This is a genomic window from Streptomyces sp. NPDC006743 (assembly GCF_040703815.1).
In the GTDB taxonomy this organism is placed as follows: domain Bacteria; phylum Actinomycetota; class Actinomycetes; order Streptomycetales; family Streptomycetaceae; genus Streptomyces.
Genome location: NZ_JBEYJA010000097.1, coordinates 1 through 12,324 on the forward strand (window position 1 = coordinate 1; position 12,324 = coordinate 12,324).

Consider the following 12,324-nt stretch of genomic DNA (forward strand, 5'->3'; position numbering starts at 1 on the left):
CTGGGTCTGGTCGGCGCTGCGGGGGCGGGTCTGCCACCAGTCGAGTTCGGCGATGATCCGGCTCAGGGGCGTACGCAGCTCGTGCGAGAGTTCCCCGGTGAGCCGGCGCTCGTGGCGCAGGACGGTGCGGATGCGGTCCAGTATGGCGTCCAACGACGTACCCAGGCGGGCGAGTTCGACAGGGTGCCGCACCTGGCCGAAGCGTTCTTCGGAGGCGACGGCGCTCCACTGGCGGGCCTGGTCGGTCATCGCGCGGACCGGGCGCAGCGCACGGCCTACCGCCAGCCGTGTCAGAGCGTAGGTGCAGGCCAGCATCACGACGTCCAGCGCGAGCGACCCCACGAGCAGGGTGTCGGCCGAACTTCGGTAGGGGGAGAGGTCGAGCGCGGTGACCACCAGAGCGCCGCTCGTGCCCGAAGACACCGGCTGCGAGCACAGCCGCAGCGGGCCGCCCGCGTCGGCGGTGACGCACCGCCGCCCGCCGCGCAAGGCGAGGGAGCCGGCGACGCGGGTGAGGGGTCCGGCGTTCGGCGGCTCCTCCAGCAGACGTTCGCCGGCGTAGATCCATACGTTGGCGTCGAGCAGTGTGTCCTGGGAGGTCTCCAGGACACGTACGGTCGCGCCGGTGGTGTCGATGGTCGTCGCGACGGCGGCGGCGCGGGTGCGCAGTTCGTCGTCCGCCTGGTGCTGGAGGCGGTGCTGGGCGACGGCGTTGAAGGCGACGGTGAGGACCAGCATGAGCAGCGCGGCCGTGGTGAGGGCCACGAGTGAGAGCCGGCCGCGCAGTGTGCGGGGCGCCAGACGGTGGAGGAAGGCGGTCATGGCGGGCCGCGGCCGGTGGCGGGTGCCGCTCATGACAGGCGATGGCCGAGCCCGCGGGCCGTGGCGATGGTCCTGCCGCTGCCCGCGTCGCGCAGCTTTCGGCGCAGCCGGGTCAGGTACTGGTCGAGGGTGTTGTCGTGCACCCGGGCGCCCTCGGGCCAGGCCGCCCGGACCAGGTCGCGGCGGCGCACGATGCCGCCGGAAGCCGCCATGAGCGCCGCCAGGAGACGGAACTCGGTCGGTGTCAGGTCTACGGGGACGCCCCGGACGGTGACGGCGTGCCGGACCGCGTCCAGTGCCAGGTCTCCCGCTGTGGCGGCGGGCGGAGGCGCGGCCCGTTTGAGGGCTGCCCGCAGGCGGGCCGCGAGTTCGGCGAGGTGGAACGGCTTGGGCAGGTAGTCGTCCCCTCCGGCCGAGAACCCGGACAGCCGGTCGCTCAGCCGGTGGTGGGCGGTCAGGAAGATGACGGGGGAGAGGAATCCGTTCGCGCGCATCGCCTGGCACACGTCCCGTCCGTCGGCGTCGGGCAGCCCGATGTCGAGTACGACGGCACAGACGCCGGCGGTGGCCAGTCGCAGGGCGGTGGCGCCGTCCGCTGCGGGCAGCGGGTCGAACTCCTCGTCGCGCAGCCCGCGCATCAGCACGTCACGCAGGGCGTGATCGTCCTCGACGACCAAGATCGTCTGGCGCATGGTTCTCCGTAAGGTGTCGGGCGGCCCGGGAGGGCCGGGCGCGGTTCATGGTTCTCTGCGTCAGTGGCTTGCCAGGGGCGGCCTCCGGGTTCTCCGGGGGCGACCTGGCTCGGATGGAGACGTGTGTTTCGGAGGCCCATTGGGTGTTGGACGTCTGACTACAATGCTGTAGACGGTCTACTGAACTGTAGACGGTGGGGGAGTGAAGAATGTTCCATGACGGACGCGAGGGCGAGGAGGCGACCGGCCGGCGAGCCCGGATTCGCCGTCCTCGTCGGGCCGTGAGCCGCCGGGCCCCGCTCGCACCAGGACCGGTGCGGGCCGGGCTGGGCACCGTCCCGGCGCGCCCGACGGTGGCGACGACCATCGCCCGGGTGCACGGGAAGGGCGTCATCGACCGGGAGCGGCAGGGCCGCGGCTGCGCCCGCTCTCCCGCACAGGAAGCGACCGGCCTGACCGCGCGGCGCACGCACACCGCACCCGGCCGGGGACACCGGCCCGGAGACGGCCCTGGCCCTCGTCGTGACCCAGCCCCGTCCGGCGGCGAGGAGCACCTTCGCCCGGCTCTGACGTGGAGGCCGGGGCTGAGACGTTCAGACGCCTGCCGCGGTGGGAGCCGGTCGCAGCCGGGTGACGATCCGGCTCGCGGCGGTCTTCTGCAGCAGCCCGTAGGCGAGGACCGGCAGCAGCAGGTGCGGTCTGTCGGGCAAGGAGGCGGTGAGCAGCACAGCGCTCGCGCTGCTGTTGTTCATGCCGCAGGCGAGCGTCAGCGACGAGGCGGTACCCGCCTCCAGCCGCAGGAGGCGGGTGGCGGCCCGGCCGAGGACGAAGGAGAGCAGGCAGACCAGGGCCGCCACCGCCAGGGCGGCCGCGGTCAACAGCGGGCGTGGCCGGGCCAGGACGGACCCCAGGGCGCCGCTGGCGTTGACGTAGGTCAGGACCACCGAACCGGCCATGGCCGACGGCGCCACCGTGGTGACCAGGCGGCCCAGCCAGGGCGCGGGCAGGACGACTGCGCCCAGCAGGCCCGCCGCGCAGGGACAGACCACGGTGGTGAGGGCGAATCCGCCCTGGGCCAGCCGGCCGGTGTGGGCGAGGAGGTGTGCGTAGCCGCCGCTGAGCAGCGGCGACAGCGTCGCCAGCAGTACGGGGGTGGTGAGCGGGCTGAGGAGGGTCGAGGCCAGGACGAGGCCCACCATCGTCGGCTGATCTCCCTCGCCCTTGGCGGTCCACACGGTGGCCCCGGCGGCGACGGGCATCGCCACGATCAGGATCAGCGCGGTGAGCAGCCCGCTGCCGCCGTCGGCGTCGGGAGTGCGCCGCAGCAGGAGGGCGACGAACGGCACGACCGCCAGCGGGATCCCCAGGTGCAGCACGAGCCCGGCCAGCAGGGCCTTCGGATGCCGCAGCAGGCCGCCCAGCGCGCTGAGGGGGACCTGCAGACCGGCCGAGAACAGCATCAGGGACAGCAGGAACGGCGCGGTGCGCAAGGTCAGGTGCGTCGGCGGCAAGGGATGGATGCGGCGCAGCCACAGACCGGGGCCGGGCAGGAACAGGGCGAGGGCGTAGGACATGACGACGACGCGGCCGAGCCGGTGCCGCAGCCAGGACGCGGCGCGAGTGTGCATGGCCCCATCGTGATCAGGGCGGACCCGGCGGGCGGGGAAAGCCGCGCGGCAGTCAGGAAGCGTTCAGGTACCCGCCGGCAACGTCCTGCCCGTGATCCGCGAACTCTCCGAGTCTCCCGAGGCCGAACCGGCCACGCGTGCCTCCGCTCCCCCCTCCCGCCGTCTGCGCTGGAACAAGGTCCCCGAGATCGGAGCAGGTCGGCAGCGGTCTCGCCGACCGTCGTGCACAGCACCTTGATGATCCAGAAGTAGGCGGTCCCTCCAGAGCGTCGACACCACCAGCCGCGAGTCGTTCTACTGGCCGGCTGTGCTGTTCACCTTCGCCCTCGGCACGGCCGCGGGCGACCTCGTCTCCGAGCGCATGGACGTGGGCTACTGGCTCTTTCGGCGGTCCTGTTCGGCCTGGCCATCGCCGCCGTGGCGGTCGCACCCTTCGCGCTGGGTCTGCACGCGGTGGGCGGCTTCTGGATCGCCTCCATCCTGACCCGCCCGCTCGGTGCCTCGAACGGCGACTGCCTCTCCCAGCCGCCCGGCGACGGCGGCCTCGGGTTCGGCACCGTCGTCACGAGCGGACTCTTCCTCGCCGTCATCCTCGGGCTGGTGGGGTACCTGGCGGCGACCCGCGAGGACGTCGCGAACCCGGCGCGCGTGACGCGGCAGGCGGCCTGAACGGGGCTGGAAGGCGGTCAGGCCGCGTTCAGGCGATCACCGCGGCGGCCTTGGCCGCCCGGCCGCGCTCCCACCGATACGAGCTGATGACGCTCTTCCTCCGTGACACCGTCAACTTCGGCGGGGACACGCTGTTGTGGCGGGACCCGCGACTTCCTGGCCGAGCCGGTCACGAAGGGCGCTCCCGACCTCGCCGCGGCCGGTTCGCCGACCGTGCCGTCGGCCGCACCGGCCCGTCCGACGGGTCACGCCGACGCACAGGAGCGGCCGCGGTGACGTACAGGAGCGGCCGCGGTCTCGCCCGGTCCGTGACCCTGGCTCCGGAAGACGGACGAGTCCGGGCGGGCCACCCAGCGGGCCCCCGGTCGGACCACCGGTCGGGCCACCGAGCGGGCCGGCCGAACGAGAACGGCGCCCCGCTCGTCGGGCGGGCGCGAGAGAGCATCCCGCGCCCCCTTCCGCACCTGACCGCTCCAGCCTGTCGAGAGAGAGGATGTGTCTGCCGGACTCGTCCGGTGTTCAGGAGAGCGCCACAGGAACGGTCCGGTGTTCAGGAGGCGATGTCCGGCCTGCCGGGCACGCGACACCCCGGGGAGGAACTCGTGAAGCCGGCCCGCACCACGTCTGCTGCGCCCGAACCGCCGGACACACCCGCCCGCGGGCTTTCCGCGTGGCGGTTCGTGGTGGTGTTCGGAGGCGTCAGTCTGCTGATGGACTTCGTCTACGAGGGCGCTCGTTCCGTCACCGGTCCGCTGCTCGCCCATCTGGGCGCCTCCGCGGCCTTGGTCGGCGTGGTCACGGGGGCGGGTGAGGCCGCCGCGCTCGGACTGCGTCTGGTTTCGGGACCGCTGGCCGAGCGCAGCCGCCGCTTCTGGGCATGGACCATCGCCGGGTACGTGCTGACCGCGGTCACCGTCCCGGTACTCGGCCTGACCGGTGTGCTGTGGGCGGCCTGCACCCTGGTGATCGCGGAACGCGTCGGCAAGGCGGTGCGCTCCCCGGCCAAGGACACACTCCTCTCGCACGCCACCGCTGCCACCGGAAGGGGCCGCGGCTTCGCGGTCCACGAGGCGATGGACCAGGTCGGCGCTCTGGTCGGCCCGCTCACGGTGGCCGGGGTCCTCGCCCTCACCGGCGGCCGCTACGCCCCGGCCCTCGGGGTGCTCGCGCTGCCCGGCGTGGCCGCCCTCGCCCTGCTGCTCCGGCTGCGTGCGAGGGTTCCCGATCCGGTGGGCTACGAGACGACCGCCGGCGCGGCGGCGCCCGAGGCGCCGGGTCCGCCCGAGCCGCCGGGTCCGTCCGAGCCGCCAGGGCCGACCGAGGCGCCGGTCTCGCCCGAGCAGCCGGTTCCTGCGGGGGCACGGGCGAGGAAACTGCCGCGGGCCTTCTGGGCCTATTCGGTCTTCACCGCAGCGACCCTGGCAGGTTTCGCCACCTTTGGGGTGCTCTCGTATCACCTGTCCGTCCGGCATCTGGTACCGACAGCGATGGTGCCGGTGCTGTACGCGGCGGCCATGGCGGCGGACGCGGTGGCGGCGCTGGTCACGGGCTGGCTGTACGACCGGTTCGGTGCCCAGGTCCTGGTCGTCCTGCCGCTGCTGTCCGCGGCCGTTCCAGCCCTGGCCCTCACCGACACGGTGGGGGTCGCCGTGGCGGGTGTGCTGGTGTGGGGCGCCGCGGTCGGGGTTCAGGAGTCCACGTTGCGTGCCACCGTCGCCGACCTCGTACCCGTGGGCCGCCGGGCCTCCGCGTACGGTGTGTTCGCCGGGATCACGGGCGCGGCCGCGTTGGCCGGCGGCACCCTGGCCGGGGTCCTGTACGACGTCTCCGTCCCCCTTCTGATCGTCGTCGTCGCCGGCATCCAGGCCGCCGCGCTCGTTCTGTTGTGGGTCACCCGGACGGTGCGATCCGCGCCCGCCCCCTGAATGGCGAACGGTTGCGCGCACGGAGTGGCGAACGATTGCGCGCACCGGGCGTTCTCGTCACCACGCCGCTGTGCGGCCGGGCACGCCCGTCGCGGCAGCGGCTCGGCCAGGGTGAGCACCGCGAAGTCCCCCGAGTTCGTCATGACGTCGTAGCGCGGATTGACCCAGGTTTCTCGTAGCGGCGGGCATGAGCAGTCCACGGCGGCGCACCCGTCCTCCGTGTCGCGGACTCCGGGCAGGGTGGAGAAGCGGCCGCCGCCGCGGAGCGGTTCAGGACGGAGTGCGGCGTCCGGGGCAGGCACTGCGTACTCGGAGTCCCCGGTTCCGGGGCACCGGGAGCGCAGGCGCGGGACGTGGCGAGGCCGGCCGGTCCCGAGGCACGCGCGTCCGCTCAGCCGATGAAGCCGTCGTATGCGCGGCTCAAGGCACTGCCGTGGACTCGGGCACCTGCGGTGGCCAGGACCGGATCGCGGACACGGCCGGCGCCTCACCCGCACGGTAGAAGCCATCGACGAGACTTCGCCGGGGCCCTGCGTCCACCGCTGGCAACGGCACCACGAACACCGCCGCGACCTTCTCAGGATCCCGCCCCGGCGGCGCCGGCCATGTCAGGGCTGCCCGCTGATGACCGATGGGTGCGGCTCGCTCTTGGGCGGGAACTGTCCGAGCCGGCAAGGTCCCTGCGGAAGAACGGACACAGCCGACGACGCATCAGGGCCGCAGCAGCCCGCCCACCCACCAGTCGTGCGGCTTGCCGTCGTTGGCGATGCCGCGATTGCGCAGGGTCCCTTCGACGGTGAAGCCGAGTTTCTCGGCGACGGCACGCGAGCCGGTGTTCCCGGCCATGGCCCACCACTCGATGCGGTGCACGTCGAGCGTGGCCCAGCCCCAGTCGCACAGGGCCCGGGCGGCCTCCACCGAGTACCCGCGTCCGCGCTGCTCCCTGACGGCCCAGTAGCCGAGTTCCCACACGCCGCGGCTGATGAGGGTCAGGCAGTACGAACCGACCAGGGCGCCGGTGTCCTTGCGGAACGCGCCGAGGGTGTAGTCCCTGTCCTCGGCCCACTGAGCGGGCAGCTTCTCACCCACCAGCTTCTCCGCGTCCGCCCGCCGGTACGGCACCGGCACCGGGGTGTAGAACTGGATGTCCTCGTCCTGACAGGCTTCGTACACCGCATCCACGTCGGCAGCTGTGAAGGCCCGAAGCACCAGACGGTCGGTCTCAAGAGTCACCGGATCCATTGCGGCAGTATGACCACCACCGACAACCAGCGACCAGCGAATATCCCGACCGTGCGCACAACCGCATGTCGCCTGCACTGATCGCCCCGGCGAACGCGTGCGCCGCATGCGGGGCCTGACGGCGTGGACCAGATCCCGCACAGCCACCCCACACCCTCACCTGCGCCGTGTGCGGCTCGCGCGCCGGCGAACGCATCAAGAAGCCCCGACGACCGGGAACGGTCCGGACGCCTGGTCTGCGTACTTGGGGGTATCCGGGACGGCCTGCCGGGCATTTGTAGGGGGGAAGGGGAGGTGCCTGTGTCGGGTGGTGAAGGCTTGGGCCTGGACGAGGTGCTGCGGGCGGCCGAGGACGGCGCCCCGGTGGAGTCGGTCGACGTGGTGGCCCGGAACCTGGAGAAGCGGTTCTCGGCGCGCGAGGTGTCGTTCTGGCTCGTGGACATGATCGGGCAGGAAGCCGTCCGCCTGCCCCGTGCGGGCACGGCCGCGCAGACGCGGACCGGGACGGAGACAGTCGAACTGGCGGGCAGCGTGTACGAGCGGGTGCTGCGCTCCCAGCGCCTGTACCAGGAGCCGGACGGAGAGGGCGGTTTCCGGCTGGCGGCCCCGGTGACGAACCGCGGCGACTGCCTCGGCGTTCTGGACCTGGCCGTGCCCGTGGCCGACGAGACGGTGCGGGATGCGGTGGCGCAGGCCGCGCACGCGCTGGCGTACATCGTGGTCACCGACCGTCGCTTCACCGACCTCTACCACTGGGGCCGGCGCACCACCGAGATGAGTCTGGCGGCCGAGATCCAGCACCAACTGCTGCCTTCGGCATCCTGTTGCGAGGCCGCGCAGTTCACCTTGGCCGGCGGCCTGGTCCCGGCCGACGAGATCGGCGGCGACACCTACGACTACGCCCTGGACCAGGACGCCCTCTACCTGTCCATCACCGATGCGATGGGACACGACACGGCCTCCGCGCTGCTGGCCACCCTGACCGTGAACGCCCTGCGCAAAGCCCGCCGCGCAGGGCGTGGCCTCCTCGACCAGGCATACGCCGCCCATGACGCGATCACCCGTCACGGCCGCGGCATGACCACCGGCCAACTGCTGCGCATCCAGCTGGAGACCGGCGCCTGCGAACTGGTCAACGCAGGCCACCCCTGGCCTCTGCGGCTGCGCGGCGACAGCGTCCAGGAGCTGGCCATCGCGGTGAACATGCCGTTCGGAGTGCTGGCCCCGGTCGCCTACCAGGTGCAACAGCTTGACCTGCGGCCCGGCGACCGCCTGGTCCTGATCACCGACGGCATGCGCGAACGAGCCGCCGCCACCGTCGACCTCGCCGCGCTCCTCCGCGCCACCCGCGAGGAGCATCCCCGAGAAGTGGTCCGCGCCCTGATCTCCGCCGTTCACGAGGCATGGGGAGGCTCTCTGCGCGACGATGCCACCACGATGGTCGTCGACTGGCACGGCAGCCGTACCGGGCAGCGCCACACCAGCGGCGGCTCCCGCATCTGAGCGGCCTGACGGCCCGGTACGCGCCCCTGGCGTCGTGGACCGCCCGGTGCGATGCCGCGGCTGGCCGCCGGAGGAGCGGCGGCTCTCCCGGCCGTCGGAGCCGTCGCCACGGCCGCCGTACCGGCCTCCCGGCGCGCCACCGCCGGACGGGGGCGCGCTGTGAAGAGCACGCGCCGCCGCGGCTGTGAAAGAGGCCTTGGCCTCGCTGCCTCGCCGCTCCGGGGCCGGCCGCAGCGGCGGGCATCCTGCTCACCGCGCCGGCGGCAGCGCGCGGATCACGCAGTTGCGCGCGCCCGCCCGCAAGCACCGCCGGGCCGGCCACGGGGCTGTGCAGGCCGAGGCCGAGGACTCGTCGAAGCCCAGCCAGAGGCGGTAGTCCGGACTACCGTGAGCCCGCCCCAGGGCGCGACTTGTAGAAGGACTCCTCCAGGTAGGCAGCCTCGTGCGGCTGGTAGGGCTCCTCCAGGTAGGCGGCCTCGTCCTCGTCGAGTTCGACGTCCACCGCGGCGACCGCGTCGGCGAGCTGGGCCGCCTTGGTGACCCCCACGATGGGCGAGGTCACCACCGGGTTGCGCATGACCCAGGCCAGGGCGACCTGGGCCGGGGACAGACCCCGCTTGCCCGCGATCTCGTGGACGCGCTCGGCCACCGCCTGGTCCCCGTCGCGGTAGAGGATCTTGCCGCCCGGGTCTGTTGCGGCACGCGCCGTGGCGGTGTCCCCGACCCGCGTCAGCCTGCCCCGCGCCAGCGGGCTCCACGGGATCACGCCGATGCCCTGGTCGGCGCAGAGCGGGAGCATCTCCCGCTCCGCTTCCCGGTGGATGAGGTTGTAGTGGTCCTGCATCGACACGAACCGGGTCCAGCCGTGCAGGTCAGCCAGGTACAGGGCCTTGGTGAACTGCCAGGCGTACATGGAAGAGGCGCCGATGTAGCGGACCTTCCCGGACTTGACCGCGTCGTGCAGCGCCTCGAGGGTTTCCTCGATCGGGGTGTCGTAGTCCCAGCGGTGGATCTGGTACAGGTCGATGTAGTCGGTCCCCAGTCGCTTCAGGGAGGCGTCCAGCTCGGCGAAGATCGCCTTGCGGGACAGCCCGGCCCCGTTCGGGCCGGGGCGCATCCGCATCCAGACCTTGGTGGAGAGAACGACCTCCTCGCGCCGGGTGAAGTCCTTGACCGCCTGGCCGACGATCTCCTCGCTGCTTCCGGCGCTGTACCCGTTGGCCGTGTCGAGGAAGTTGACGCCGCTCTCGAGGGCCTGCTTGATGATGTCCCGGCTGGCTTCCGCGCCCAGCGACCAGGGCTCGCCGCCCCGGTCCGGCTCGCCGAAGCTCATGCAGCCGAGGGCGATGGCGGAGACTTCCAGCCCGGTCGTTCCGAGTTTGATGTATCGCATGCCGCCGAACCTAGGAGTCGGAGTGCACTCCAACGCAAATACGTCTCGGTCCAGACGTACCGGTGAACGTCAGTCCCGGCGCCGAACTCGCTCTCGCTGTACCGACATTGGGGCTGCGTGTGTGCGGCTCGGCAGCCCCTTTCGCCGCACGGTGCTCACGCGCCACGAACTGCGACTTCTCGGGGGAACCGGGGAAGGGGCCGGTGCGCCGGTGCACTCCCGCCCATCAGCCGCTTTCGGTGTCCGGGCGATTACGCAGGGCACCCGGATGTGCAAGTGGAGGGCGGCAGGAGCAGCAGATCGGCTTCTCCTGTGGCCTGCACTCGGTGGCGGCCGTCGTCAGCGGCTTCGACGTCTCGGAGCAACCGGCCCCGCCAATCCATCAAGACGAACAAGCGTCAATTCTACGGTCGAGCGGGACCCGTCCGACTTCTCCGCCAGATGATCTCGCTTCAATTCTCCGCGATTCCGACCTCAGACGATGCGCCAGAAACGCCTGTGGACCTGCGAGTGCACGTGCCCGGGCAGTGGTCATCGGCAGGTCTTCGGGACACACCTGATCCGCTGATCCGCCTGATACAGCCAAGCTGCCTCCACCAGCGGCGGATAACCGCTCTGGGCAGGGCTGTCAGGTTCGAATGCCGCGTCTATCGCCGGCATGGCTCATACGATGCCGGCACGCCTCGCGAGACAACCTGCGATTTTCCGTGCCCCGGCAAACCGCCCTGTGATCCGCTTCCGTACACGCTGTCACCCCGCTGGCAGTCCGCGACCGGTCCCCGAGATCTGTGCCAGTTGCAGGTCATCGCCGTCAGCGCGCAGCCCACGGGAGTGGCAGGCGCCGGCGCCGCCTCCTGCTCGAACGGTCCGCTGACCGGGCACCGGCGTGACGCCGGTCAGTGGCCACCGCTGGGTGACCGGCCGGGCGCAGAACGAGCCACGCGCCCCCGCGGTGCCCGGGAGACGCACGCATGTATACGGCACTGCCCAGGGACGGGGGCCTCGCCCCGGCTGGCGACACCCCCGCCCATCCAACTGATATGTCTGCCATTTAACTCACATGAATGGTAGCGCCGATATTTCGGTTTCCCGGACTCCGGGGCGGGGATCTGCCGGGTTGTGGGACAGCGTACTCACCTCGGCGTCCCCGCCGAATAACTCGCCGAGGAGATGACTCGATGAGGCCCGGAGAGAAGCGCCGGTTCCGACGGGATCCGCTGGAATACCTGGAAAGCCTCCGTCGCAGCAGTGTGACGGAAGCCATCCGGCTTCCCTGGGGCGGATATTGTGTCGGGGACGCGGATCTGTCGCAGAAACTGTTGCGCGACCCTGAATACAACACGGGTAGGTCGAGGTTCTTCAACGAGCTGCTGCCTACGCGCCCGTCACAGGTAGAAGTCGGGCGCGCGGTGCGCGACTTCTTAGGGGAACGCCTGCCGCAGTACGGTACCGAGCTGAACCGGGCCGTGACCGAACTGCCGGCAGCCGGCCGATGGCCCCGGGCCGGGAACATGCTGGTGTACCGGTGCATGGCAGACCTGCTGTTGCATCCCGGCAGTCCCGCCAGGACGCGCCGGCTGGCCGAACAGGCAGCGTGAAAAGGGGGTGTTCTTCCACGCACCGCACACCTGGCAGCGGGCGCGTGCGGAGATCCTGCGCGCCCAGCTCATCAGCGCCCTCACCGACCAGGTACGCCACCGCCGTGAACACCCCGCCGCTGAGCCGCGGGACATGCTGGACGCCCTGCTCGGCGTATGCCGCCCCGCTGAAGTCCCGGACCGGACGGCCGCCGAACTGCACCTGCTGATGTCCCGGGCGATCGTGGTTCCCATCAGCGCCTCCCTCGCATGGTCGGTGCTCCTGGCCTGCCTGCATCACACGGCGGACTCGCCCTGGCCCTGGCCCTGGCCCGCCGACCAGATCGTGCGGGAGTCGCTGCGCTGTCGTCCGACCCCCTGGATGCTCGGCCGGACCATCACCCATCCCGTCGAAATCGGTGGCGTCGCCTTCCACCCCGGTGAACTCCTCTCCGTCAGCCCGTACTTGATGCACCGCGCGGAAGGCCAATGGACCGATCCGGACGCGTTCCGGCCCGACCGCTGGAGCGACCCGGACGAACACGGCCAGTACGTGACGTTCGGCGCAGGCCCCTACACCTGCCCCGGCGCAGCGGTGGCGCAGACGCTGCTCACCGACTCCCTGACCGCCCTGGCCCGCAACGCCCGCCTGACCGTGACCGGCGGCGACATGCGCCCGGTCATGGCCGAGGGCAGCGTGCCGCGGCCGTTCATGCTCCACCGCACACCTCGCCGCGGTGGACCCGATGCGACACCGGAAGGAGGTGAGTAGCCATGGCCGCCACGATGCGACGCATCTTCAGCAACAAGCCCGCCCGCCGCTGGTACTGGTACTGAGAACCAAGGCCCGGTGGCCCGAAAGCCGGCCACCGG

8 protein-coding genes and 3 pseudogenes are annotated in these 12,324 nt (G+C 71.8%); 5 read left to right on the plus strand and 6 right to left on the minus strand.

Translation table 11 applies throughout. From position 1 onward, the window contains the following. The 3 genes and pseudogenes from ABZ719_RS36150 to ABZ719_RS36160 all read right to left on the minus strand — a co-directional run. Positions 1-855: pseudogene (locus tag ABZ719_RS36150) on the minus strand (sensor histidine kinase); the annotation flags it as partial. Further along, positions 852-1,514 carry a response regulator transcription factor gene (locus ABZ719_RS36155; RefSeq protein WP_366729416.1) on the minus strand — a complete coding sequence of 221 codons (663 nt, stop codon included), beginning with the start codon at positions 1,512-1,514 and terminating at the stop codon, positions 852-854. The gene ABZ719_RS36155 and the pseudogene ABZ719_RS36150, both read right to left, overlap by 4 nt. Before the next feature lie 593 nt (positions 1,515-2,107). Continuing rightward, positions 2,108-3,142 (minus strand): sodium-dependent transporter, encoded by a 1,035-nt coding sequence (locus ABZ719_RS36160; protein ID WP_366729417.1) that lies wholly within the window; start codon positions 3,140-3,142, stop codon positions 2,108-2,110. Positions 3,143-3,398: 256 nt separating this feature from the next. Here ABZ719_RS36160 and ABZ719_RS36165 point away from each other — a divergent pair. Next, positions 3,399-3,811, plus strand: a pseudogene (locus ABZ719_RS36165) (hypothetical protein); the annotation flags it as partial. A gap of 560 nt (positions 3,812-4,371) precedes the next feature. Then, a complete protein-coding gene (locus ABZ719_RS36170) occupies positions 4,372-5,736 on the plus strand; it encodes an MFS transporter (protein ID WP_366729418.1) in 1,365 nt (454 codons plus the stop codon). Positions 5,737-5,825: 89 nt separating this feature from the next. Here the strand turns inward: ABZ719_RS36170 and ABZ719_RS36175 are convergent. Both ABZ719_RS36175 and ABZ719_RS36180 read right to left on the minus strand, forming a co-directional pair. Then, a pseudogene (locus tag ABZ719_RS36175) lies at positions 5,826-5,915 on the minus strand (serine protease); the annotation flags it as partial. A gap of 532 nt (positions 5,916-6,447) precedes the next feature. After that, positions 6,448-6,978: a GNAT family N-acetyltransferase gene (locus tag ABZ719_RS36180; RefSeq protein WP_366729419.1), complete on the minus strand. Its 531-nt coding sequence runs from the start codon at positions 6,976-6,978 to the stop codon at positions 6,448-6,450. 318 nt (positions 6,979-7,296) lie between these two features. Here ABZ719_RS36180 and ABZ719_RS36185 point away from each other — a divergent pair, with 318 nt between their 5' ends. Beyond that, positions 7,297-8,481, plus strand: coding sequence for a PP2C family protein-serine/threonine phosphatase (locus ABZ719_RS36185; RefSeq protein WP_366729420.1), 1,185 nt, complete (start codon positions 7,297-7,299; stop codon positions 8,479-8,481). Positions 8,482-8,863: 382 nt separating this feature from the next. Here the strand turns inward: ABZ719_RS36185 and ABZ719_RS36190 are convergent, their stop codons facing one another. Continuing rightward, positions 8,864-9,874, minus strand: coding sequence for an aldo/keto reductase (locus ABZ719_RS36190; RefSeq protein ID WP_366729421.1), 1,011 nt, complete (start codon positions 9,872-9,874; stop codon positions 8,864-8,866). Positions 9,875-11,052: 1,178 nt separating this feature from the next. On the opposite strand from ABZ719_RS36190, the gene ABZ719_RS36195 reads away from it, so the two are divergent. Then, complete coding sequence (locus tag ABZ719_RS36195) at positions 11,053-11,472, plus strand: hypothetical protein (protein ID WP_366729422.1); 420 nt, start codon at positions 11,053-11,055, stop codon at positions 11,470-11,472. Positions 11,473-11,479: 7 nt separating this feature from the next. Continuing rightward, complete coding sequence (locus tag ABZ719_RS36200; RefSeq protein WP_366729423.1) at positions 11,480-12,223, plus strand: cytochrome P450; 744 nt, start codon at positions 11,480-11,482, stop codon at positions 12,221-12,223. The last annotated feature ends 101 nt before the right edge of the window (positions 12,224-12,324 follow it).